This window comes from Streptomyces aurantiaciflavus (genome assembly GCF_049808595.1).
Taxonomy (GTDB): Bacteria; Actinomycetota; Actinomycetes; order Streptomycetales; family Streptomycetaceae; genus Streptomyces.
Window position 1 is genome coordinate 37,538 of record NZ_JBNCAQ010000023.1, and the last position, 24,699, is coordinate 62,236.

General features: G+C 70.5%; 19 protein-coding genes and 1 pseudogene. 4 read left to right on the forward strand and 16 right to left on the reverse strand.

Annotation, left to right across the window (positions count from 1 at the left end):
- Positions 1-288 precede the first annotated feature (288 nt).
- The 4 genes from ACPT94_RS26040 (at position 289) to ACPT94_RS26055 (ending at position 9,285) form a co-directional block, all read left to right on the forward strand.
- A complete protein-coding gene (locus ACPT94_RS26040; RefSeq protein WP_425246944.1) occupies positions 289-687 on the forward strand; it encodes a hypothetical protein in 399 nt (132 codons plus the stop codon).
- Positions 688-703: 16 nt separating this feature from the next.
- Positions 704-4,825: a DUF8189 domain-containing protein gene (locus ACPT94_RS26045; protein ID WP_425246945.1), complete on the forward strand. Its 4,122-nt coding sequence runs from the start codon at positions 704-706 to the stop codon at positions 4,823-4,825.
- 4 nt (positions 4,826-4,829) lie between these two features.
- Complete coding sequence (locus tag ACPT94_RS26050; RefSeq protein ID WP_425246946.1) at positions 4,830-8,312, forward strand: hypothetical protein; 3,483 nt, start codon at positions 4,830-4,832, stop codon at positions 8,310-8,312.
- Between the two features lie 169 nt (positions 8,313-8,481).
- A complete protein-coding gene (locus ACPT94_RS26055) occupies positions 8,482-9,285 on the forward strand; it encodes a hypothetical protein (protein ID WP_425246947.1) in 804 nt (267 codons plus the stop codon).
- Positions 9,286-9,402: 117 nt separating this feature from the next.
- Here the strand turns inward: ACPT94_RS26055 and ACPT94_RS26060 are convergent.
- The 16 genes and pseudogenes from ACPT94_RS26060 to ACPT94_RS26135 form a co-directional block, all read right to left on the reverse strand.
- Positions 9,403-9,519 (reverse strand): annotated as a pseudogene (locus ACPT94_RS26060) (transposase); the annotation flags it as partial.
- Between the two features lie 115 nt (positions 9,520-9,634).
- Positions 9,635-10,387, reverse strand: a complete 753-nt coding sequence (locus ACPT94_RS26065; RefSeq protein ID WP_425246948.1) for a TIGR03943 family putative permease subunit — start codon at positions 10,385-10,387, stop codon at positions 9,635-9,637.
- Positions 10,384-11,409: a permease gene (locus tag ACPT94_RS26070; protein ID WP_425246949.1), complete on the reverse strand. Its 1,026-nt coding sequence runs from the start codon at positions 11,407-11,409 to the stop codon at positions 10,384-10,386. The genes ACPT94_RS26065 and ACPT94_RS26070 overlap by 4 nt, the downstream gene beginning before the upstream one ends.
- A 173-nt stretch (positions 11,410-11,582) precedes the next feature.
- Positions 11,583-12,596, reverse strand: coding sequence for a GTP-binding protein (locus ACPT94_RS26075; RefSeq protein WP_425246950.1), 1,014 nt, complete (start codon positions 12,594-12,596; stop codon positions 11,583-11,585).
- Positions 12,597-12,602: 6 nt separating this feature from the next.
- Complete coding sequence (rpmF, locus tag ACPT94_RS26080; protein ID WP_425246951.1) at positions 12,603-12,773, reverse strand: 50S ribosomal protein L32; 171 nt, start codon at positions 12,771-12,773, stop codon at positions 12,603-12,605.
- 196 nt (positions 12,774-12,969) lie between these two features.
- Positions 12,970-13,194, reverse strand: coding sequence for a hypothetical protein (locus ACPT94_RS26085; RefSeq protein ID WP_425246952.1), 225 nt, complete (start codon positions 13,192-13,194; stop codon positions 12,970-12,972).
- A complete protein-coding gene (locus tag ACPT94_RS26090) occupies positions 13,191-14,795 on the reverse strand; it encodes an ABC transporter ATP-binding protein (RefSeq protein WP_425246953.1) in 1,605 nt (534 codons plus the stop codon). The genes ACPT94_RS26085 and ACPT94_RS26090 overlap by 4 nt, the downstream gene beginning before the upstream one ends.
- A gap of 9 nt (positions 14,796-14,804) precedes the next feature.
- A complete protein-coding gene (locus tag ACPT94_RS26095) occupies positions 14,805-15,632 on the reverse strand; it encodes an ABC transporter permease (protein ID WP_360346841.1) in 828 nt (275 codons plus the stop codon).
- Complete coding sequence (locus ACPT94_RS26100) at positions 15,629-16,582, reverse strand: ABC transporter permease (RefSeq protein ID WP_425246954.1); 954 nt, start codon at positions 16,580-16,582, stop codon at positions 15,629-15,631. Before ACPT94_RS26100 ends, ACPT94_RS26095 begins: the two co-directional genes overlap by 4 nt.
- Complete coding sequence (locus tag ACPT94_RS26105) at positions 16,579-18,153, reverse strand: ABC transporter substrate-binding protein (RefSeq protein WP_425246955.1); 1,575 nt, start codon at positions 18,151-18,153, stop codon at positions 16,579-16,581. The genes ACPT94_RS26100 and ACPT94_RS26105 overlap by 4 nt, the downstream gene beginning before the upstream one ends.
- Before the next feature lie 22 nt (positions 18,154-18,175).
- Entirely contained in the window at positions 18,176-18,967 is a 792-nt protein-coding gene (locus ACPT94_RS26110; RefSeq protein WP_360346835.1) for a class I SAM-dependent methyltransferase, read from the reverse strand.
- A 13-nt stretch (positions 18,968-18,980) separates the two neighbouring features.
- Positions 18,981-20,225 (reverse strand): MFS transporter, encoded by a 1,245-nt coding sequence (locus ACPT94_RS26115; protein WP_425246956.1) that lies wholly within the window; start codon positions 20,223-20,225, stop codon positions 18,981-18,983.
- The gene (locus ACPT94_RS26120) at positions 20,209-21,258 is read right to left on the reverse strand and encodes a dipeptide epimerase (protein ID WP_360346831.1); all 1,050 of its coding nucleotides are present in this window, start codon (positions 21,256-21,258) and stop codon (positions 20,209-20,211) included. Before ACPT94_RS26120 ends, ACPT94_RS26115 begins: the two co-directional genes overlap by 17 nt.
- On the reverse strand, positions 21,255-22,343 hold the full coding sequence (locus tag ACPT94_RS26125; protein ID WP_360346829.1) for a PLP-dependent cysteine synthase family protein: 1,089 nt from the start codon (positions 22,341-22,343) through the stop codon (positions 21,255-21,257). Before ACPT94_RS26125 ends, ACPT94_RS26120 begins: the two co-directional genes overlap by 4 nt.
- Entirely contained in the window at positions 22,340-23,203 is an 864-nt protein-coding gene (locus ACPT94_RS26130; RefSeq protein WP_360346827.1) for a Rossmann-like domain-containing protein, read from the reverse strand. The genes ACPT94_RS26125 and ACPT94_RS26130 overlap by 4 nt, the downstream gene beginning before the upstream one ends.
- The gene (locus ACPT94_RS26135; RefSeq protein WP_360346825.1) at positions 23,200-24,456 is read right to left on the reverse strand and encodes an ATP-grasp domain-containing protein; all 1,257 of its coding nucleotides are present in this window, start codon (positions 24,454-24,456) and stop codon (positions 23,200-23,202) included. The genes ACPT94_RS26130 and ACPT94_RS26135 overlap by 4 nt, the downstream gene beginning before the upstream one ends.
- Positions 24,457-24,699: the final 243 nt, after the last annotated feature.

Genomic DNA, 24,699 nt, shown 5'->3' on the forward strand with positions numbered 1-24,699 from the left:
TGTGCCCCGTACGCAGCAGCTGGGTGCGGGAGCGGGGATCAATGGGCAGCCCCCCGATCTGGGGTTGGGGGCCCACGGCACTGTAATCGAGGGCTGACACGTCGTTCGGCGCCATGCGGAAGGCACGTCGTCCGCATACGTTATGGCGATTTTGCTTGGGAGGCTGATGAATTGTGGTATTTATCAGCGAAGCGTCGGCAGCAGCGCCTTGGCACGGGCATCTGCGTTCCTCATCCGTCCGGGCAGCCTCAGCCGTCGTGCTGACTCCATCTGAGGAGGAGACGCCTCATGGACAAGTTCGAGCTCACGATCACAGATGTCGGCAACATAGTTCGCGATCTTCGCGCCGTTCCCGCGGAGGAGCCACAACCAGTGGTGGTGTTCGACCCGGTCACTGGCACCTGGGTGATCAAGTGGGTGATCCCGGACCCACATCCCCTGACAGGCGTCGACCGCACGGACATCGACTACGCCACGATCACGGATGAATCCGTCGGCGCGTTGCGTGAGTCGATGGAGTCTCTGAAGACGACCGCGAGCCCAGCCCAGATGCTCCTCCTCTCCGCTGACCTCGTGGATCACGCGCGGGCGTTCGAGGCGGTGGGTCGCGTGGAGGCGGCGTCCTCCTTGGAGGTGGAGGCAAGCACCCTTGTCGGTATCGCCCTGAGCCGTCTGGGCCGCCGATGATCCGAGGCCGCTGACCATGGATTCCTCGTTGACGCCGGCCGTGGTGCTGACCGGGTATGGCACTGTCGAGCTCTTCGGGCGGGAATCGGATGGCTCACTGCAACACTGGTGGCGCGACGACGGGACGTGGCGGGTCGAGAATCTCGGCGGCCGCCTGCTGTCGGCGCCTGCCGCGGCGGTCCTTCCCGATGGCACACTCACCGCGTTCGCCGTCGTCGACGACGGCGTGCGGCTCGATGACGGCTCCGCCCTGCCGAGAGGCAGCCTGCGGTGCTGGCGGCGTACGCCGCAGGGATGGCAGATCGAAAGCCTGGGCGGTGTCGTCGTCGGAAGTCCGGTTGCCGACCGGAACGTGGTGTACGCCCGCGGTGCGGATGCGTCGTTGCAGCGGTGGCGCCACGATGGGCACGCATGGATCGGCCCGGAAAACCTTGGTGGGTACCTCGCCACCGACCCGGCGATCATCACCGGGCATGCGGACATGGCCGGCACCCGGGTCTTCGCTCTGGGCCTCGACCACGTCCTGGTCGAGTGGTACGGCGAGGGAATGACGTCGTTGCGCGAACACGGCGGCAGTTTCCATGGGCCGGACTTCGGCGAGCTCAACGCCCCCACCGCCGTGGCGGAGTTCCCCGGCAGGGCCGATGTGATCCTCAAGCTCCCCGACGAGTGGTCGCCCGGCGGAGTCGGGAAGCTCTACAAATTCGCATGGGAGGGCGAGCACGGCCCGTGGAACGACACTCTCCCCGGTGCGGTGACGCTGTCCCCGAGCGCGGTGTCCCGGGGGCAGGACTGGATCGACGTCTTCGCGCGGAGCGACACGGGCACCCTCCTGCACTGGGCCTGGGAGTCACCCGAGCTCAGCGACGCGGCTCTGGCGTCGCCGCCGTACTCCTGGCCGGAGCCCGACGATCTCGGTATGGCGCTGGACTCTGCACCCGCGGCTGTCGCCTACAGCTCCGGCGCTGAGGACTTCGGCATCGAGGTGTTCGCCCGTGGCGAGGACGGTGCCGTCCTCCACTGGATGAACTGGGACGGCTGGCAGGAGCCACTGCCGCGCACGCCCGAGGTCCGGCTCTTCCCCACGCCGCCGGACCTGCTGTTGGTCCGCCCGCACGACATGGTCGTACTCGGGATCCGATGGCGTGGGATGGAGGTCCGTAACTCCGGAAACACGGCCAGTCTGGTTCGCACCGATCCCGACGCACGCGTGGTGGTGAGCTTCCCGCCACAGCATGTCGCCGAGAACACCTTCGGGCCCGGTTACGAACTCGATCGCGAGACCGGGCACGCGGAGGCACGTCTCGCCGGACTCAGCTGGCTGGCCTTCGACGTGCAGGGCGACACCCCGATTCCCCTGACAGAGGAGGGCATTCTCACCGCGCTTGCCGAGGGGCCGCTGGTCCTCGCCGAGCCGGGCCAGGCCGATCTCGCGATCCGCAGTGTGGTGGAGATTCCGTTTCGGATGCGGATGGCGCCCGGTGCCGAGGGCAACGAAGCGGTGCGGTGCACGCACGCGACCACCCCGGTTGAACACCCGGCCTCAGGGGCCGTCGGGCTGTGGGTCACGCGGCTGTCCGGCCGGTCCGGTCCCCACGAATCGGAACGCGTGTTCCTTCGCCCGGTCGACCCCGGCCTCGCGGCGTCCGACGATCCTCCGGGCCTGACCCCACCGCTGTCCCGCGCCGGCCGGACCAATGTGGCCCAGCACGGTCGACTCCGACCGGCGTCCGCGTCCCGGCTCGAGCTCACCGCCCTCGGCGGGACGCTCGTAGGAGAGGGGGATTGGCCCGGGTTCCAGTGGAAACACCGGACGGCACTCGGGCGGGACGCCGAAGTGGAGGTGCAATGGAAGGGGATCCTGTACCCCTTCGGTCACCGGGCGGTCTACCAGGAACTGACCGAGCGCCGGTTCGACCCGGCCGAGGGCCAAGCCGTGGCGGCTCTGCGCAAGGTGAAGCGGTTGGTCGTAACCGAACCGGTGCGGACGACAGCTGAAGACCCGGCCGTCCGTCGTCAGTTCCCCTTCTCCCAGGCGGAGGTGGTTCGGACCGTTGTAGATCTGTCGGTGCAGGGCCACACGTGGTACCAGCACCATCTACCCGCGAATGCGACCGGCGTCCTGCGTCGGCGCATCCGGCAAGCGCAGGACCAGGCAATCCGGGTTCTGGCGGAACTGGCTGCACCGACGACGGGGGAAACCCCGCAGCATCTCATCGAATTCTTCGGTCCCGAAGGAATGCTGGCGCTGGGTGAGACGATCCTGACGGACCCGAGCCATGAGCTCCATGCCGCTGTGGTCGCTCAGTGGGCACCGCTCAAGGAGGCCGTTGACCGCCTGGAGCAGCAGGCGGCCGCTGAAGCGCCGTACAGGATCGACGTCTTCTTCCCCGAAGACGGGCATGGGCTGGAGCTGCCCGTGCGGTTGTCGGGCGCGAACGGCGACATCGACACCGTCGTGCCGATGATCTTCGTTGCGGACATCCGCCTCGCGCCCGACGCCGAGGTCCCTGAGCCTTTCTCGTCCCTGACCGATGACGAGATCGCAGACAAGCTGGCGAATCTCTACGCATCCCTTGGGGACATTCCGTTGCCGGGCACTCGGATCGACCTGGTCGCGCATCGCGACGGAGCTGCCCCCGCAGATGTCCTGGAGGTACATCGGCTCGCCGTCGAGGCCGGCCGGGACCACGCCACCGGCGAGGTCTGGCCCCGTATTTCACGCTTCGAAGTAGCCCTTCCGGCCCTGCGCGCACTGACCGAGCAGGCCCTGACCGTGCCTCTCGTCTACAACGACGCGTATCTCACCCAAGGCGACCTGACCATTCCTTTCGACATCGCCCGAACCGGCGAGGAGGCTGCTGGGCTGACCGTGGACTTCGCGAAGAACGCCGAACGGGCTGGGGGGCTGGTCGTGCCCACCTTCGTGGCGGACGGGATCTCCCGCGAGCGGGGGCTGTGCAACCGGGCGGGCCTGATATCCCTCGATCCGAGGCGGCTCTTCCTGGACCAGGCGACGCTCTTCGGGTTCCCTCTGGCCGACCTGATCGACACCGCTGCCCGGTTCGACGCTCCGACCATACTGGCGGACGGTCCTACGACGTCACTGCGGTTCACGGCACGGCTGAAGGGCACAGGGCCTTTCGTCGTGGCGGAGGCGCCGTCCGTGTCGGAGGTCGTCCTGGACGTACGCCTGGCCGTGCCCGGCCCGTCCGCCACATCACTCGACGCACAGTTGCCCTCGCCGGAGGCGATCGACGCCAAGGTGAGCTGCCTGATCACCAATTTCGGGCTGTCACTGCCGGTGATCGACCTGTGGTTCGACGAGGTCTCCTTCGAGCACCGGCCGGGGACGGATCCGGAGGTGAGGATCCGCAACGTCCGGGCAGAGTTCGGCTCCGACCTCAAGTTCCTCGCCGGTCTGACAGATGCGCTCGCCGCATTCGGTCTGGGCAGCGCGGCGCCCCTTGTCGATGTCGGCCCGAGCGGGGTCACCGGCAGGTTCGAGCTCGCTCTGCCCAGTGCACCGGCGGGCGCGTTGGTGCTGCGGAACATCCGTTTCCGGGCGGAGCTGGTCGTACCGTTCCAGCCGACACCCGACCGGCCGATCTCGGTCTCCCTGGCGTTCGCGAGCCGTGAGAATCCCTTCAGCCTGAGCGTTCTGATGTTCGGCGGAGGCGGATACGCGTACCTTGAGTTGGGCCCCGCAGGAATCCGCAGGGCGGAACTCTGCCTCGAATTCGGCGCCCTCGTCGCGGTGGACTTCGTCGTCGCCAGCGGCGAGGTGCACGCACTGGGCGGCGTGCGTGCGGTGGTGGTGGGCGACGACCTGAGGCTGAGCGGTTACATCAGGTTCGGTGGTGTGATCCAGGTACTGGGGTTGGTGTCGGTCTCGGTGGAGCTCACCGTCGGGCTCACCTACGACAGCGCGACCCGTGAGCTCCTGGGCCGGGCGACCCTCGTGCTCGAGATCGACTTGACGCTCTATGCCACCTCGGTCGAGATCGACTCCGGTGTGTGGCGGCTCGCCGGCGGCGGACCCGGCCCCTCGGGCGACAATGTCCGCGAGTTGGACCGGGCGGATGCGGACGAGGCGGCCTTCGAGCGCTACCGGCAGCACTTCACGAGGCGGGGATGAGGCGATGAACGAGTTGGTGGTGGTTTCGGTACCCTCCGGCCCATTCGGGAACGGCACGGCGTCACTCGCCGTGGTCATGGTCCCGAAGCTGGCGGACGGCGCGACCCTGGCCGACCATCCGGCGCTCCTCGACTGGCCCGACACCGTTCGCCGTCTGCGCTTCTCCGTGCATGTCTCAACCGACGTCGAGTGGGAGTGGGACGTTCCGGCCGGGCTCACCGTTCCGGACTCCCACACGTGGCAAACGGTGTTCCCGCGCACCACGCCTGTCGCCCTGGGGGCGCGGCCCGACTACGGGGCCCTCAACCGCGAGGTCCACCCAACCTCCCGGCGCGCTGCGGACATTGTCGGCACCTACCAGACATGTGCGCGGGCCCTTGGGGATCCGGCAGTCGTACGCGAGCGGCTGCGAGCGGGAAGCTGGGAAGGGCGCATGCCCGTCAGCGGCGTGAGGGCGGATCAAGAGGACGCAGCCCGCACCGATCGACCGATCGAGTTCCACCAGGCCGTGTCGATTCTGCGGGAGCATCCGGCGCTGCAGCGGGTACTGGGGCTTGTCGTCGACCTGCCGCTGCCGCCGGACGTCCCGCGGGGAACGGGGCGAATCCGGGTGTCCTGTGCCGGGGTGCCACCGGAGTTCACGGTTCGGTCGCCCGCGACCTGGTTCGAGCTCCGGGACGGCATGTTCCTGCCCACGACACCGGATCAGGTACGGCGCTCGGATGCCGTGTACGACGGGTTCCTCGACATTGCCGGAGCGGGCCTGCTGGCACCGGGTGAACCGCCGGCCTGGAGTGTCGTGACCTTCGACGTGGACGCCGCGACCGACGCCCTCGGCTCCGCCAAGACCACGCTCACCAGTACCGACCGCGCGGCTCTCCCCGGCCTGCGCTCGGCTGGGATCCTGTTGCTGCGAGCCGGGCGTGACGCGGACCTGGAAGCGAGGAATCGTGCGGCCGCCGTCAACGCTTCGCTCGGGACGCTGAACGACGCGGGGCTGACCGCGGAAGACTTGGTGCTCGGCTATCGGCTGGACATCTGGCAGCCGGACCTCGGCTGGACGTCGGTGTGTCGGCGGACCGCGGAATACCTGCTCGAAACTGGCGAGGGCGAACGCTCACTAGGAGCTCCGGTCGCGGAGGAGGCCCACGTCAAAGCCAATGCGCTCGCTGTACAGCACGTCGCCCCGGCCCGTGCCGGGCATCAGCAGGAGAGGCAGGCCACGACCGCGATTCTGCGGGGCGACGAGGTCGTCGTCCGGTGGAACGGCTGGAGCCTTGCCCTGCCCTCTGCGTTCGCGCGCCCTCCCGCGACACAACCGGGCCACCGCAAGCCGCTGCCCTTCGGTTGGCGCTACGACCGGGTGGACGCCCCCCAGCCACGTCTGCGATTCGGGACCGAGTACCGGCTGCGTGTACGGATCGCGGACATCGCCGGGGGCGGTCGCAGCCACACGGATCAACGCGAGGAATACGCCAGCGAGTTGGTCGCCTTCCTGCGGCATGAGCCACTGGCTCCTCCGCTGATCGAGCTGCCCGAAGACCTGGCGTACATCCCCAACACGACAGGAGCCGCCGAACAACTCGCTCTCGGCCCGGGTGGCGCGGTGCACCGGCTCGTCATCCGCAGTGAGGGCGGACTCGACGCACCGCCGGCGGCCGAGTTCCGGGCCACCCATCCGGACTATCCGGCCAACGACCGTCGGATCCTCCACCCGCCGGAAACGACCTTGTCGATCGTGGAGCTTCACGGTGTCCTCGACGACTCCGACGACCTGGCCCTCGCCTGCTTCCGTCGCGCCTCGGCGACCGCTCGTCATGACGCGCAAACGGGACGGGTTCCGCGCGGGCTCCCAGACCCCGCGGCCGCGCGGATGCACGGCCGTATCGCAGGCGTGGACGGCATCACGATCCTTACGTGGGCCCATGACGACTATCCGGATGTGCCGGTCAAAACACTCCGCCTGAGCGAGTGGAGTCCGCAGCGACCCGTCCTGTCCGCCGAAGGGGACCAGACGGTGCATGTCGGACTGCGCCCGGCTGAGCACCGTGTCCTCGAACTCTCCTCCAGTCCGGATCTTGCTGGTCGTGTACAGGCCGGCGACTTCCATGTCGCCGCCCTGGACGGAGTCGGCCCCGCAGCCGTGATCAGCGGGCGGCATCCGATGGTGACGCCTCCGCTCCGTCTGGACCTCGTCCACGCCGTGCGCAAGCCGCTGGCCCGTCCCCGCGGGACGATGAACCCCGCACGCGTCGACATCGGCCAGACCCATGTGGTCTTCGAACCCCGACTGGAGGTGGACGCGGCGAGTACCGGCACGGTCGACGTCGTAGCCGGATGGGTGGAGGTCGACGGTTCCACGGGTGAGCCGACGAAGATCTCGCAGCACGTGCACGCACTTATGGTGGGAGAGAGTGGTGTGGTGGTCGACGGCGTGCTGCGACAGGAATTCGGGGACACTCGCCACCGCTGTGTGTCCTACGGGCTTACCGCCTCAAGCCGGTTCCGCCAATATTTCCACGAGGGCGAACCAGATGACTTCCAGCTCGAGGGGACGGAGCCCGAGCAGGTCGACATTCCGAGCTCGGCCCCGCCTGTGGCTCCTGTTGTCCGGTCGGTGCTGCCGACTTTCCGATGGAGGGAGAGCAAAGCGCCCTTCGAGGTGACGCGATCCCGCTTCAGCAACTCGGTGCGCGTCGAACTGGCCACGCCATGGTTCGGCACCGGTGCCGGGGAGCGTCTTGCGGTGCTGGTATTGCCGGACGGCATGGCAGCACCTTCCGGCGTTCCCGTGACGGAACTGGGGCGGGACCCGATCTGGACATCCCCGCCGCCGAAGCGCTGGCCGACCGCCGATGACATCCGGTCCGGGGGGCCGACCGTGACGCTCGGCACCGACGGCGGCCACGTCACTTTGGTGCCCCATGACGTGTGGTTCAAGGACAAGCGCTGTTACGCCGACATTGAATTCGATCCGCAAGTGACGGCGGGTTCCTACCGCCCCTTCCTGCGCCTGGCGCTCGCTCGCTACCAGGAGCACAGCCTGCCCACGTGTGCGCTCTCGTCCGTCACGACCACCGAACCGGTCACCCTTCTGCCGGGCCGAACGTTGACAGTGACCCAGTCCCGGCCCGACCGGGTCGCGGCCAGGCTTGAGGGCAGCGCGCGCCCAGCACCGGGATCCTCGCGGGTCGAGATGTACGTCGAGACGAGCCCGGCTCCGGAAGCGCACGTGACGTTCCTGGGAGACGGCGCGGCAGAGCTACGGGCCTGGCGGCGCTACCCACAGGGCTCACACGTCACCGAGCTGGACCAAGAGATCGAAGCCGTTGTGCCTCGTGTCGGCGAGGCAGTGCGGCTGTACGTGCGTGAAATTGAGCCGATCCCGGTGGACTCCGCATCCTCCGCCCTGGGTGGCACATCGGATGAGCTCGCTGAACGTGTGGTCTTCGTGGACGTGGTGACGCTTCCGGTCGGCCCTTGGTGATGGGGGCTGCGAGGCAATCGGCAGTGACCACCAGATCGCCGGCGGTTCGATGACTGTATGCCTACCCGTGCGGTGTGTCTTATGCGGAACGACTTGCGAGGAACGGGCCCGACATGCTGCGCTGAGGGATCCGGCGGGACTGCGGAAACTTCGGGGAACGGAGTGCCAAGTGAGTGTGAGAGAACTGTCCGGGAGCGTGGGGGAATCGGGCGTCAACGCAGCCGACGACGTCTTCACGGTTCAGATGCTGATGAACCACGTGGGCCCAGGATCGGGTGGGCCAAACCCGCCCTTGCAAGTCGACGGGCTCGTGGGTCCGAACACGATTGGGGCGATCCGCAGATTCCAACAAGTTCGACTCGGTTTCCAGGACGGACTCGTTGAACCGGGCCGGCTCACCTTCAGAACCCTCAAGGAATTCTTCACCGCACCAGATGCGTTCCCGGACGAGGCTGTTGCTGGTCCCGCCGCGATCCGCCAGCATCGGCTCGTGTATCGGGACGTACGGCTGCTCGGCAACCGGCCAGCGGGTGACACGGTGATCGAGGTCAACTTCGACACCCCACTGCAGTGGTTCCTGGACAGTGCCGCCGACACGGTTGCGCACACTGCGGAGCCCGTGCGACTCAAGCTCATGGCCCACGGCGCGCCCGCGTTCGTACAGTTCTGCCGCGAGAACCTGTCACTGGCCAACCTGCCGCTGTTGGCCGTGCTGCGGGACAAGTTCCGCGCGGGCGTCGATCTCTTCAGCTGCTCTGCGGCGTTCATCGGTCCCGGGCCAAACGACGGCAACGTGTTCTGCTCCAGAATGGCACAGACGCTGAACACGTCGGTCCGGGCTTCCACGGCGACGCAGCAGTACACCCTCGGCTCGGCCGGATCAGGCCTGGACTTCGGCCAGTGGGAGGGCACCGTACTCACGTACGGTCCGCGCGGAGACGTCGTGAACGTCGAACACGCCCCGCGCTTTTGACGGACGCCACTGAACGGACCAGGTCAGCGATCGGCGTGTCGGCGGGCAGGCTGGACAGCCAGAAATCGGTCGGCGCCTCGGCAGCGGCCGGCCATTCGATCAGCAGCCAGCCGGCAGCCGGGCAGGATCCCGTCCCCACTCTTCGCGCAGGAACCGCCGCCACTGCAGCGGGCAGGAGGTGGTGTGGGTCGCGGTGTGGACACTGACCGCCACCTGGCAGTTGGCGCGAGCATGCCGGGACCCCTTTCCTGGGCCAGGGTCTGTTCCGGCAGCGCGCCTCAGTGGACGACATAGGCGCTCCCCGCGCCCCCGCCGCGGGGCGTCTGCGGGCGGCCCGCGCCGTCCCGCGTCAGCGCTTCTCGTACGGATCCGACGGCTCGGCGACCTGTCTGACCGTCCTGGCGTCCAGCAGTGGCGGCCAGGCCGCTGACGATCCCAGCCTGCCCTTGGGGTGCCAGGTGCCCGTCACGGTCACCCAGGTGTCCGTCTCCGGTGCGTCCGCGCCCCGGACCTGTACCTTGCTCGTCGTCGCGTCGGCCGCGCAGCATGAGACCAGGAGCCGGGTCACGTACCAGATGCCGTCGTCTGCGTGGGCGACGAAGCCGGTCAGCCGGACCGTGCGGCCCTTCAGCGAGTGTCCGCTGTCGTAAATGGCGCGGGAGGAGAAGGCGGCCACACTCAGGTCCACGGGGTCGCCGGCCGGCAGCGCCGGGAAGGCGCCGACACCCTCCGCCGCGTGCTGGGCGTCTTCGCGGGCGGCGCTGTAGGAACCGAGCGCTGGTGGCGGGAAGAGGAGCAGGGCGGCGGCGGGGAGCGTGAGCAGCCAGGCGAAGCGCGGGCCGCCCGGGTGGGAGTGGCCGTGGTCGTGCGCGTCCTCGTCCGGGTGCGCATCCCCGTCCGCGGACAGGGCGCCGTCTCGGGCCGCGTGCGTTGCCATCCCCGCCGTCACCAGCCCGAGAAGCCCCAGCAGCATCCCGGACGCGATCAGGTAGGGCCGCAGTCCTGTCTGCACGTACCGCAGGTACAGGTCGCTGAACAGCGAGATCCGCAGTACCGCGGCGCCCACCAGCAGCAACAGCACGGCCGGCCTGTACCTCCTCACAGCAGCCACCACCCCACGAGCACACTGCTCACCACCGCGACCACCCAGGTCGCCGACGAGAACCGGACGGCGAAGGTGCGCCCGAACGTGCCCGCCTGCAGGGCGATCAGCTTCAGGTCGACCATCGGCCCGACCACCATGAACGCCAGCCGAGCGGTCGGCGAGAAGCCGCTCAGAGACGCTGCCACGAATGCATCGGCCTCGCTGCACACGCACAGCACCACGGCGAGCAGCGCCAGCAGGGGCACCGACAGCCAGGCAGATCCCGTGAAGACGTTCAGGAATGAGCGCGGCACCGTGAGGTTGAAGGTCGCCGCGGCCGCCGAGCCGAGCACGAGGAAGCCCCCAGCGTGCAGGAAGTCGTGCTGAAGCCCGGAGGTGAAGGCCCGTGCGCGTGAGGTGGCCGTGCCGGCCGTACGCGTCGCGGGTAGCTGCAGCCACTCCTTGAGCCCGAAGCGGGCCCACAGCCAGCCCATGACGACGGCTGCGGTGAGGGAGGCGACGAGCCTGGCCGCCACCATCAGTGGCTGGCCCGGGAAGGCGATGGAGGTGGCGACGAGGACCACGGGATTGATCGCGGGCGCGGAGAGCAGGAACGCGAGTGCGGCAGCCGGGGCCACCCCGCGCCGCATGAGGCTTCCGGCCACCGGTACGGATGCGCACTCGCAGCCCGGCAGTACGGCACCGGCCACGCCCGCGACGGGCACGGCGAGCGCGGGGCTGCGCGGCAGCAGCCGACTGAACACGCGCTCGGGCACGAAGGCACCGATGGCTGCGGAGACGAGTGCCCCGAGCAGCAGGAAAGGAACACCCTGGACGACGACGGCCGTGAAGACCGTCCACCAGGCGGCGACGGGCGGAGTGTAGAGATCGAGGGCGACCAGAGGGCCGAGGACCTGTACGACCGTGGCGATGGCGACGAGCGCGACGCCGCCGAGGACGACATGCACGAGGGTCCGGGCGGCCAGGCGCGCGGCGTCGAAGAACCCGTACCTGGGCTCGGTGTACTCCTGATCGCTCACGCCACCCGCTTGCTGTACGACGCCAACAACGTGCCCACGGTAGTGAGGCGACCTGTGTGCCGGTCGGGTTCTTCCTCAAAGCAACCTGTGAGCGACGGCCGGCTGCGATACTTCCGAAGCGGTGTCCGAGCCGCGCGGCGCCGTGGCTGCGTCCACCACCCTAAGGGGGATCTTCAGGCGCCCGTTGCAAGTTCCGGGCGCTCGTGGACGCAGGCGTCGTCGATGCCGTAGGTGTCCCAGGCGGGAAACGGGTCGACGGGCGGCAAGCTCTCGCCGTCGATCACGAGGCAGTCGGTCAGTGCCGCGTGCAGCGCATCTCCGTGCAGGTGCGTGCCGATGAAGACCAGCTCCTGGGCGACGGGGCTGTCGGTGTCGCGTGCGGCGGAGCCGGCCTGTGACCACAGGCCCGTCACGTGCGGGCGGCCGGCCAGGGTGAAGAACCGGGTTACGAACGTCCACAGCCGACCGCGGTGGAAGGGAAGTTGGGAGCGGAAAACGGTCGAGGAGATACCGTACTCCTCCGTCTCGGGCACATGGTCGCCGTTGAGCTCCATCACCCAGCCGGGGGCCTGTTGGGCGCGTTCGAGGTCGAACAGACTGGTGCCCAGTACCTCGTCGACCCGCACACGGCCGTGGACGGCAGGGACGATGCGTGCACCCGGGTTGAGGCGGTTGAGCGTTGCTCGCAGCCGGTCGGCCGACTCCTCGTCGACGAGGTCGAGTTTGTTGAGGACGATGACGTCGGCGAACTCGATCTGGTCCATCAGCAGGTCGCTGACGGTGCGTTCGTCGTCCTCGTACTGGTCCAGGCCGCGCTCGGCCAGCTCGTCGCCGCCTGCCAGTTCGGGCAGGAAGTTGGCGGCGTCGACGACCGTCACCATGGTGTCCAGGCGGGCGATCTCGCCGAGCGTGGCGCCGTCGTCGCGGGCGAAGGCGAAGGTCGCGGCCACCGGCATGGGTTCGGAGATGCCGGACGACTCGATGAGCAGGTAGTCGAACCGGCCCTCGCGGGCCAGTCGGTCGACCTCCTGGAGCAGGTCGTCGCGCAGGGTGATCTCGCTCATGTCGTTGACGATGACCGCGACGCGCAGTCCGTCGCGGTTGCCGAGGACGTGGTTGAGGAGGGTGGTCTTGCCCGCGCCGAGGAATCCGGACAGGACGGTGACGGGCAGTCGGTCGTGAGGCATGAACGGTCAGCCCTCGGGACGCAGCAGCCGGCGCTCGTACGCCTTCATCAGCCGCTGCGGCACCAGGTGCTGGACGCCGTCGACCGTGATCGGCACAAGTGTGGGCGTGACCGCCTTCCACTGGGCGCGGCGGTGGCGGGTGTTGCTGCGGGACATCTTCCGCTTGGGGACGGCCATGGCTCCTCCTGGATGGGTGAACGGCGCGGCACCACACGCTACATGAAAATGAATCCCATTACTAATTTGGTGAAGCTGCACACGACCCTCGGGGCCGTCCTTTCACCCTCGTCGTCCGCGGCGCCTGCCACCCCGCCGCGACCGGGCGCGTGAGGGGCCGGCTGCGCCGCGCGGTCCGGGGGCTGCCCCGCGGAAGTCAGAACAACCGGACGAGGCTGAGCCGGCACTCCTCGACCTGGGGCAGGCGTTGAGCACCAAGTCCGGCAGGCGTGTCCTGGTACGCGGGCGGCAGTTCGTCGCACATCCCGGGCGGGAGACCGCTGGGCGTGGGGGAGGCGAGGACCTGTACGCCGTGCCGCCGGCGGCCGAGTCGGGCCGGGTCGGCGCAGGCCCATTGCATCCGCGCCTCGGCCTTGCTCAATGCGTCGTGCTGGTCCTGGTGGTCGACGACGCCGGGGCCCGCGGTGTTCCCGCCCCCAGGCGTGTCGTGGTCTCCATGAGTGACACGGTGAACGGATGGCTCGGTGCGGTGAGGACTCGTCGGGCCGGCCCCTGTTCGACGAGTGTGCCGGCGTCCAGGACGGCGATGCGGTGGGCCAGGGCGGCGGTGTCGAGGTCGTGGGTGATCAGGACGAGGGACAGGTCGTCGCGGTCATGGAGCAGGGTGGTGAGGATGTCGAGGATGCTCCGGCGGGTGATCGTGTCGAGGCCGGAGGTGATCTCGTCGCAGATGAGGACGCGGGGGTGGGCGAGGAGGGCGCGGGCGAGGGCGGCGCGTTGGAGTTCGCCGCCGGAGAGCTGTCCGGGGCGTCGGTGCGCTAGGTTCTCGGGGAGGCCGAGGCCGGCCAGGGTGGCCAGGGCCTCCTGTGTCGCGGCGGAGGTCTCGGTGCCGCGCAGTCGGATCGCGGTGCGGGCGATCTGGTGCAGGATGGGACGGTGTTCGTCGAAGGCGGCGCGTGCGTCCTGGAAGACGTACTGCACGGCCGCCAGCTGTGCGCGGCCGCGGTCGCGCAGGCTGCGCGGCAGTGGGGTGCCGTCGAGGAGGATCTCTCCGCCGTGGTCGCGGTGGAGCCCGGCGAGGCAGCGGGCGAGAGTGGTCTTGCCGCTGCCGGAGCGGCCGATGACGGCCAGGCATTCGCCGGCGTGCAGGTCGAGTTCGGGGGTGCGTAGCACTTCGGTCGTGCCGCGTGTGCTGTTGTGGTGGCGGGCAGTCAGGTCACGTATGCGCAGGACAGGGTGACCGGTCGTGCTGCCCCGTTCCGTGAACTGCGGCGACTCCGCGAGCAGTTCGCGTGTCCATGCGTGCTGGGGCGCGAGCCACAGGCGGTGTGCCGGGCCCGCTTCGACGACTCGGCCCGCGCGCATGACGAGCACCTCGTCGGCGAGTGCCCGTACGACGTCCAGGTCATGGCTGAGCAGGACGACGGCGATGCCACGTGCCGCGACGGCCGCCAGTTGATCGACGACACGGCTCTTGGTCAGGGCGTCCTGACCGGTGGTGGGTTCGTCGGCGATGATCAGCCGGGCGCCCAGCAGCAGGGCCTGGGCGAGGACGACGCGTTGCTGCTGACCGCCGGAGAGCTGGTGTGGGTAGCGGCCCAACAGGGCTTCGTCGTCAGGGAGTTGGGCCTCGGTCAGGGCGTGCAGGACGCTTTCGCGTGCCGCTGCCCGGCGACGGTTGCGGGGCAGGTGGCGTACCTGGGTGCGGGCGATGTCCGTCAGGAGGGCGGAGATGCGGCGGGCGGGGTTGAGGACGGCGGCCGGGTGCTGGGGGATGTAGCCGGCCGGGCCGTCGGCCGTCAGGCGCACATCGCCGGTGACATGGGCGCCGGACGGGTACTCGCCGAGCAGGGCGAGGCCGGTAGTGGTCTTGCCGCTGCCGGAGGCGCCGACCAGGGCGGTGACCTTGCCGGGCAGGGCCCTGAGGCTGACGCCGTCCACGATCGCCCTGCCGCCGACCTCGACACGCAGATCCCGGACCTCGGCCACGGGCTCCCCGGAGGCGTCGTCTGTGTGGTTCACGAGTGCGCTTCACTCCCTGCCGGGCTGCGGATGGTTCCGGCCGCTTCGGCGGTCGCCCGCCAGCGCGGCGTCGAAGAGGAGGTTGGTGCCCATCGTCAGAGCGACGATCAGCAGGGCGGGGACGACGACCGCCCAGGGCTGGACGAACAGGCCGGTGCGGTTGCGGTCGACCATGACCGCCCAGTCGGCGGCGTCCGGGGCGACCCCGACGCCGAGGAAGGCGGCCGTGGCGACGAGGTACAGCACGCCGGTCAGGCGGATGCCGACGTCGGCGGACAGGGTACGCAGCATGGAACGGCCGACGTAGCCGACGGCCATGCGCCACCAGGTCTCGCCCTGCATGCGCAGCGCCTCGACGGCGGGGCGGGCGGCGGCCTCGGTGGCGGCGGCGCGTACCAGGCGGGCCGCGTCGGGCACGTTGATCAGCGCGACGAGGAGGGCGAGACCGACGGCGCCGGGGGTGAAGACCGTGGCAGCCAGCAGGATCAGCAACAGGGACGGCACGGCGAGCAGGACGTCCAGGGGTCGCATCAGCAGTTCCTCCAGCCAGCGCCGGTGGGTGAGCGCGCCGACCAGGCCGACCGGGAGTGCGACGAGATACGACAGGGCGGTGGCGGCGAGGGCGGTCAGCACGACTGGCCGGCCGCCGTGCAGCACCTGCTGCCACACGTCCCGGCCCACGAAGTCGGTGCCGAGCCAGTGTCCCTCGCCGAGCGTGAAGGACGCCGACCGCGGCCCCGCTTCGCCTACGAACAGCGGGCCCAGCAGGGCGAGTACGAGGGGTACGGCGACGACCGTGACACCGAGGGTGAAGCGGCCCGTGCGCGATTTCGTCATGCGGCCACCCCCGCGCGGGGCGTGAGCCGGTGGGCGACGACGTCCGCGCCCAGATTCAGTACGACGGTCAGCACGCCGAACACCACGGCGAGCCCCTGCATCACCGGCACGTCGCGTTCGGCGACGGCGCCCAGCAGGACGGTGCCCAGTCCGGGGATCACGTACAGGGCCTCCACGACGATGACGCCACACAGCAGCCAGTCGATGGTGCGGGCGAGTTGCTGGGCGGCGGGGGCGAGGGCGTTGGGAAGGGCGTGGCCGTAGCGGATACGGGCGCCCGAGATGCCGTAGCGGCGGGCCTGCGTCACGTAGGGGGAGGCGAGCGCGTCGATCATTGCGGCCCGCACCAGGCGGGACAGGGAGCAGACCGGGCGGGACAGCAGGACCAGTACGGGCAGGACGAGCGCGGCCGGATGGCCGAGCAGGTCGGTGCCGTAGCCGACGGCGGTCGGCGGCAGCCAGGCCAGCTTCAGCGCGAGGACGGTCACCAGCAGGACTCCGAGGGCGAATTCCGGCACCGCGTAGACGGCGAGCGTGACCGAGCTGATCAGCCGGTCGACGAGGCGTCCTTCCTGGCGGGCGGCGAGCACGCCGAGGCCGAAGGCGAGCGGGACGAGCAGGGCCACGGTGAGCGTGGCCAGCAGGAGCGTCGGGCCGAAGCCGTCGGCGATGTACTGGCTGACCGGACGGCCGGAGGTCAGGGAGGTGCCCAGGTCACCGTGGAGCAGGCCCGTCGCCCATGCGGCGAGCCGTTCGTACGCGGGCCGGTCGAGGTGCATGGCCTCGCGGATCGCGGCGATCCGGGCCGGGTCGGGCTGGTCGCCGGCCAGGGCGACGGCGGCGTCGCCCGGCAGCGCCTCGGTGAGCGCGAAGACCAGCAGCACGACGGCCACGGTCTGCAGGGCGCCGAGGAGCAGCCGCCGGGCGACGAAGGAACGCAGTCCGCTCACGCGAGCCAGACCTTGTCGAAGCGGGCCCAGTCGAGCGTGTTGGCGGGCGCCTTGGTCTCAACTCCCTTCACATTGCGGGCGGTTCCGAGGATCCAGTCGGCGAAGCCCCAGATGAGGAAGCCGCCCTCGGCGTGGAGGCGACGCTGCATGCGCTCGTAGACGGCGGCCCGTTCGGTCTTGTCGCGGGTGGACTGGGCCTGCTGGTAGAGGGCGTCGAAGTCCTTGTGCTTCCACTTGGTGGCGTTGGTGGTGGAGTCGGACAGCAGGCGCTGGGAGATGTGGGCCTCGATGGGCATGGCCCCGGAGCGGTAGCAGCACAGGGTGCCGTTGTCGAGGATGTCGGCCCAGTAGGAGTCCTTGCTGCCCATCTTGACGTCGATGGTGACGCCCGCCTTCTTCGCCTGGTCGCGGAAGATACTGGCGGCCTCGGTGAATCCGGCGGCGACGGCCGAGGTGTCGAGGGTGACCTTCAGGTTCTCGGCGCCGGCCTGCTTGAGCAGGGCGCGGGCCTTGTCGAGATCCTGTTCGCGCTGGGGGAGGGTGCCGGCGTAGTACTCGTAGCCCTTGCCGAACAGGTCGTTGCCCACCACACCGGCGCCGGACAGGGCACCGTCGACGAGTTCCCGGCGGTCAGCGATGAGGAAGAACGCCTCGCGCACGCGCTTGTCGTCGAAGGGGGCCCGGTCGGTCTTCATGCAGAACGCCTGCATGGCGCTGTTGCGCAGCCTCACGATCTCGATCTGTCCCTTGCCCTCGTGGGCGCGGGCGGTGGTGGGGTTGAGCTCGTGGGCGTAGTCGACCTGTCCGCCGAGGAGTGCGTTGACGCGGGCGGACTCCTCGTTGGCGACGACGAACTCGACCTCGTCGAGGTGCGGGGCACCGTCCCAGTGGCCGTCGTAGCGGCGGAAGACGGCGGAACGTCCGGGCGCGAACGAGACGAACCGGAAGGGGCCGGAGCCGATCGGCTTCTTGTCGAAGTCGGAGGCGTCCTGCGGGACGATGTAGGCGCCGAACGCAGCGAGGATGTTGGGGAATTCGGCCGTGGGGCGCTTGAGGACGAACTCGATGCTCCGCTCGCCGGTGGCGCGGCTGGCGTCGAGGTCGATGGGCTCCAGCGACGCCCTGGCGCGGAACGCCTGCTTCGGGTCGGCGATGCGGCGGTAGCTGTAGAGCACGTCCGCGGCGGTGACCGGCCTGCCGTCGTGGAAGGTCGCCTCGCGCAGGGTGACCTGCCAGCGGTCCAGTGCCTTGTTCGCCTCCCACTTCTCCGCGAGACGGGGCTCGGCGGACAGGTCTGCGCCGTAGTCGGCGAGCTTGTCGAACAGTGCCTTGGCGCGGGCGACGTCGGCGAACAGGTTGGCCAGGTGGGGGTCGAGGGTCTCGCCGGCGCCGCCGCCCGCGAAGGCGGCGCGCAGTCGGCCGCCTCGCTTCGGTGTACCGGCGCCCTTGGCGTCGGAGTCCTCGTTGCCGGAGTCGCCGCACCCGGTGAGGGCGAGCGCGCCGAGCGAGGCGGCGCCCGTGGCGGCAAGGAAGCCGCGTCGGTGCAGGCCGGGGAAACGATTGTCGTACATGACCGTCCTCGGGGTGTGGGTGTCAGTGGGTGGTGTTCAGGCGTGCGACGACGTGCAGCCGGTCCTTGTCCGTCCTGTCGCCGGCCAACTGACCGTCCTGCCACGGCGGTTCGGTGCGTGGGCCGGGCCCGTCGTGGAGTTCGAGGACCTCGAAGCCGTGCGCGGTCAGCAGGTGGCGCAGCTCCTGGGGGAACAGCAGCCGCCATGCGGAACGCTGCTCGACAGGCTCCGAGCCGTCGTCCGCGGTCCATACGCGCGTACGGTGCAGGAGTTGGGCGGTGCGGTCCACGGTGAGCGTGGTGTGGGACCGGTAGGCGGTGCCCTGCCAGGTGAAGGAATTGACCGTGGGCGCATCCAGCAGGTCGGTGCGGCCGAGGAAGTACGCGCCGTTGCGCATCTCCGCGACCAGCAGTCCGCCGGGGGCCAGGGCGCGGCGGCAGGAGGTCAGGAAGGCATCGAGCTGGTCGTTGGTGTGGCAGTACAGCAGAGCGCTGTCCAGGCACACGACAGCGTCGAACACGTCCCGGCCCAGGTCGAAGCCATGCAGGTCGGCGTGGACGTATGCGGGTCCGGGGTGGTGGGCTCGGGCGTGGGCGAGCATCGCCTCGGAGATGTCCGCACCCGTGACCGTGCGGCCGACGGCGTGGAGGTGGGCGGCGTCGCGGCCGGTGCCGCAGCCCATGTCGAGGACGCGCCGGCCCGCGCGGTGCCGACGGAGGCAGCCCTCGGTCCAGCGTGCGGCCAGCCGGTCGGGGTCGGGGAAGCGGGCCTCGTACAGCTCGGGGTTGTCGGTGAGCAGGTTCGTAGCGGTCATGGCGCTTCCTTCCTCAGGCCGCGGCCGGTACGGCGGGCTTCGACGGCGTCGGCAGCGACCCGAGCCGGCGCAGCCAGGCGACGCCCAGCGCGGACGCGACTCCGAACAGGGCGCAGCACGCCCACGGCAGCCAGTCGGCGTCGCCCCGCTTCCCGATGTCCATGGCCCAGCCGACGACGGTGTTGCCGACGGCGGCGGCGACGCCGGAGACCACGTAGAAGATGCCGAAGTAGGTGCCGGTCAGCTCGGGCCGGCCGAAGCCGGGGATCAGCTCCAACACGAACGGCTGGGCGACCATCACGCCGAGGTGGAGCAGCAGGGCGCCGATCACGACGGGCAGGGCGCGCAGCACCGGGTTGCCGGAGGAGCCCGTGACCAGGTCGGGCGGCAGGAACGCAGCTGCCATGAGGCCGAGCCCGGTCGCGATCCAACGTGCCCTGTCTCCGCGCTCCTTGAGGGCGCGGGTGACGCGCAGTTGGAACGCCAGGTTGGCGAAGGCACCGACGAGGAAGACGAGTCCGGCGGCGCCGTCCCAGCCCGTGGCCTGCCGGGCTCCGTCGGGCAGCAGCAGGTACAGCTGGTTCTCCAGGGTGAACATGCCGACCATGGCGAGCGCGAAGGCGAGGAAGGCGCGGTTGCCCAGGACCTCGCGCCAGTCCGCGAGGACCGTGCCCTTGCTCGGCTCGACCGTCCGGGTGGGCAGCACCATGGCCTGGGCAACGGTGAGGGCGGCGAAGACACCGGCTGCGGTCAGCGCGGACGTGCGGAAGTCCACGAGCAGCAGCGCGCTGCCCAGCAGCGGACCGATCAGCGCGCCGGTGGTGGCGAACACGTTGAACAGAGCGAACGCCTCGGCCCTGCGCTCGGCGGCCTCCTGGGCGATGTAGGTGCGCACGGCGGGGTTGAACAGCGCCCCGGCGAGCCCGCTGAGGACGGACGCGGCGAGCAGTACGGCCAGGTCGTCGCCGAGCGCGAACAGCGCGAACCCGACGGTGCGCAGGGCGCAGCCGGCGATGATGACCCCGCGCGCGCCGATCCGGTCGGAGGCGGAGCCGCCGAGGATGAACAACCCCTGCTGGCTGAGGTTGCGCACGCCCAGGACGATGCCGACCACGGCCGCCGACATGCCCAGGTTGTCGGTGAGGTGGGTGGCGAGGTAGGGGATGAGGAGGTAGAAGCCGGTGTTGACGCCGAGCTGGTTGACCAGCAGGAGCTGGACCGCGAGCGGGAAGCGGCGCATCTCACGCCACGTCCTCATGGGCCCCCACCTCCTGAACCCCGAGGCCGGGCCGGTCACTTGCGCCTACGACGCCGTCGGTGCCGCCGATGCCGGTCCACGGGTCGTGGGCGAGCAGGAGGTGTCCGTCGAGGTCGGCCCAGCGAGCCCGGTCGGCGAGGTGGACTGCGGGCGCCAGGCCCAGGCTGCTGGCGGTGAGGCAGCCCAGCATGAGCTCCGTACCGCTGCCGTCGATCAATTCGGCGATGAGCAGGGCCGCGTGCACGCCGCCGCACTTGGCGAGCTTGACGTTGACGCCCTGGACACGTCCGGCCAGGCGGCGCACGTCCTCCAGGTCCACGGCGTCCTCGTCGGCGATGACCGGCAGCGGTGAGCGCTCGGCCAGCGCCCCCAGCGCCTCCGGGTCGCCGGGCGTGAGGGGCTGTTCGACGGCCTCGACGCCGAGATCGGCGAACCGGGGCAGCAGCGCCTCGGCCTGCGCCACGGTCCAGGCGCCGTTGGGGTCCAGCAGGAGCCGGGCCCGGGGTGCGGCGTCGCGGATCACGCGGACGCGCTCCACATCGTCCTCCGGGTCGGCAGCGCCCGCCTTGACCTTGATCACCTCAAAGCCGCTCGCCGCGAGACGGCGGGCCTGAGCCGCCGCGTGGGCGAGGGAGGTGATGCCGACGGTTCGGGCGGTGGCGGCGCGCGGAGCCTGCGGGGCACCCAGGAGCCGGTGCACGGGGCGGCCCGCGCGCTTGCCGACGAGGTCGAGCAGGGCGGCCTCGACGGCGGCGGTCACGGCCGGGGGAGTGCCTTTGTCGGTCGACTCGCCCGAGTTCAGGGCGCTTTCGGGGTCGGGGAAGCGGGCGAGGTCGCTGCCTGCGGTGGCGAGGAGCCGTCCGAGGGTGTCGGTGTCCAGGCCGTAGTAGACGCTGGTGACGGCCTCGCCGTGTCCGGTCGCGCCGTCGTGTTCGACGGTCAGCCACACGGCGTCGCGGGCGGTCATGGTGGAGCGGGAGATGCGCAGCGGCTCGGTGAGTTCGAGGCGTACGGTGCGCAGGCTGGCCTTCACGGAGTCCTTTCCGGGTGGGGTACGGCCTTCAGCGGGTCAAAGACGCGGGTGCAGCGCACCCAGCCGGTGGCCTCGGCCGCGCTGGGGTGCGGGATCTGGACCGGTCGGGTGGCCGCCGCGGCGGGGTCGAGGCCGTGGGCGGTGGCGAAGTCGTCGTCGTAGACGGTGCCGAGGTAGCGGTGCGGGCCGTCGGGGAAGACGGTGGCGACGACGGCGCCGGGGTGGACGCGGGCGGCCCAGGCGGCGACGCGGGCGGCGGCACCCGTGCTCCAGCCGCCGCTGACGAAACTGCTCTGAGCGAGTCGGCGGCAGCTGTCCACGGCTTCGGCCGGACCGACCCAGTGGACCTCGTCGAAGGCGTCGTAGGCGACGTTGCGTGGGTGGATGCTGCTGCCCAGGCCGCGCATCAGCCTCGGCCGGGCGGGCTGGCCGAAGATGGTGGAGCCGGTCGAGTCGACACCGATCAGCCGCAGCGCGGGCCAGCGCCGCCGCAGCGGGCCGATGATGCCCGCGCTGTGGCCGCCGGTGCCCACGCTGCACACCAGGATGTCCAGATGATCGAGCCGGTCGACGAGTTCGGCGGCGAGCGAGGCGTAACCGGCGCTGTTGTCGGGGTTGTTGTACTGGTCCGGCCAGTACGCGCCGGGCAACACGGCGAGCAGCTCCCGCAGCCGGTCCAGCCGCGCTGCCTGCCAGCCGCCCGGGGCCGCCGGCCGGTCCACGATCTCCAGCCGCACACCATGAGCACGCAGCAACTGGCGCATGGACGGCTCCAGTTCACTGTCGCCGACCAGCACGACGGGATGACCGAGGGCCTGGCCCGCGAAGGCGAGCCCGATACCGAGCGTGCCGGAGGTGGACTCCACCACCGGTGCTCCGGGACGCAGTTCACCGCGCTCCCGGGCGCCCAGCAGCATCGACACGGCGGCCCGCGCCTTCATGCCGCCCGCCGCGATCCCTTCGAGCTTGGCCCAGAAGCCGGGGTGCGGGCCGGGCAGGTCGGCGCTGATGCGGACCAGGGGCGTGCGGCCGAGCAGGGCGAGCAGTTCCGGGCGGGCCGTGGGACGTACGGCCGTCGTGGTCATCGCCCGCCTTCCGGACATGGACTGCCGTAGCGGTGCACGGTGCCGGCACCGCCGTCGAGCCAGAAGAAGGGATACGGCTCCGCGCACACCGCGCTCACCCCGTGGCCCAGGAAGCGGGGCAGGACGGCGCTGCCGGTCTGGGCGAACATCACCAGCTGCTTGTCGTGCGCCAGTGCGTGTTGCCGCAGCGGCTCGAAGGTGCCGTTGCCCAGCGTCATGCCGGAGACGAGCAGGGCGTCGCAGCGGTCGGCCGCGGCGAGCGCGTCGGTGACGACCTCCTGGCCCCACTCGGTCAGCCCGCCCTTGAGATCACACGGTACGTAGCTGAGTCCTCGTGAACGCAGGGCCTCGAGGAGGGAGTTGACGACGCCCACCACCAGCACGGACGCGCCCGCCGGTAGATCGAGCAGCTCGACGACGGCCTTCGCCCGGGCCCGGGACTTCTCCAGCGAGGTCCCGGCGGAGAGAGGAACGGGCCACGCACCGTGCTCGGGAAGGTGCGGAGTGACATACAGCAGATAGGCGTCCAGCGCGGCCACGCGCACCGGCAGCAGCGGATGCTCCAGCAGCCGGGCCACGTCGGCGCCGACACAATCGTCGATCGCGCCGTCGGGCAGCGCCCCGGGCTCGACCGCGCACGAGCCGACAGCCCCGGCCACACGCAGGCTGAGGACCTCGTTGCGGTAACCAGTACCGCGCCCGTCGTGCCGTACCGCCTGACGCGTGGTGAAGGCCACCGAGACCCGCTGCGCTGCCGGATCCGGGCCGAGCTCCCCGGCACGGACGCGCGCCACGAGCTCGTCGTACGACTCACACGTCTCGAACGCTGTCGTGCGGGCTGTGCCGGCGGGGGCGGTCATCGGATCACCAGCCGGGACCGCAGCTCGCCGAGCAGGGCCTCGACACGGTCGCGGGCGCCCAGCCCCTCGGCGTCGCCGGCCATGACGTGACCGAGGTACTCGTTGTTGCTGCCCGCCGCCGTCACCTGCATGCCGGGCTCGGCGAGCTGCACCTCCAACACGCCCGGAGCGTCGAGGAGTTCAGCGCCGTTCAGCGACTTGAGCGTGCCCGACGTGTGCGGTACGAGGAAGCCGATGGCCGCGCTGCGCAGCCCGGTGTCGCCGCCCCGCAGGTCGGGTTCGCGGCCCAGGGAGACCTCCACGGAGGCCGCGGCCAGGTCGATGCCGGTCACGTGGCGGACCAGCTCGGTGATGCGGTTCCCGGCGGGCCGCGGATTGACCTCGACCACGCGCGGCCCGACCGAGGTCAGCTTGATCTCGGTGTGCGCCACCACGCCGTCGGTCAGGCCGAGGGCCTTGAGCGCGGCGAGGGCGGTCTGCGCGGCGGCCTCGGTGTCGGCGGAGGGAAGGGCCGCCGGGAACATGTGCCCGGTCTCGATGAACGCGGGCGCCCCGCCGACGCTCTTGTCGGTCACGCCCACAACGTGGACCGCGCCGGCGTGCGACACCGTCTCCACGCTCACCTCGGGGCCGTCCAGCAGCTCCTCCAGCAGGACGGCGGGCTCCCGCCGCTGCCCGCGGGCGTTGACCGGGAAGTCGGCCAGCGCCCTTACGGCGGCTGCGAGTTGCGCCTCGTCGTCCACGCGGCGCACGTACATGCCCGCGCACAGGTCGACCGGCTTGACGACCAGCGGACAGCCGATCTCCCGCGCGGCCCGGACGAGGTCGGCCCACTCCTCGTGCACGGCGAAGCGGGGCCCCGGCACCCCCGCGTCCGTGAGGACCCGGCGGGTGGCGTCCTTGCGGCAGGCGTTCTCGACCGCTTCCGGGCTCGGGCCGGGCAGCCCCAGATGCCCGGCGATCCGGGCCACCGTCGGCAGGTAGTAGTCACAGGAGGTGATCACACCGTCGAAGCGCAGCACGGCGTGCAGCCGCTCGATCTCCGGCAGAAGGGCGTCGGTGTCGTTGGTGTCGGCGGTGATGACGTTGCGGGCGCCGAGCAGCGGGTGCGCCGCCCCCTCGGGTGCCGAGCGGAGGTAGTGGTGCAGGTCGCGGGTGAGGAACGTGAACTCGTGCCCGCCCTCCCGGATCGCCCGTGGCAGCAGCCTGCTCATCGACCCGACCCAGCTCTCGACCATCAGCAGATGAGCCACAACTCCCCTTTTCGTGCGATCGGTTCAGGCGTCAGGGCAGCCCGGAGAGCCCTCGGGCGGGAGGGGCCGGGCCTTGCGCACGCACACGCTATCGATAATCATTTTCAGTTGCCAGTCCCTTGTCGAGGCCGTCGGGAGACGGACCACAGCCCCGCCCCAGCGCACCGCTGTGCGCCCCTGCTCCCACGGACGCCGTCCTGCCCGGGGGACGTCGACGACATCGCCGACGGTGTGCAGGCCGCA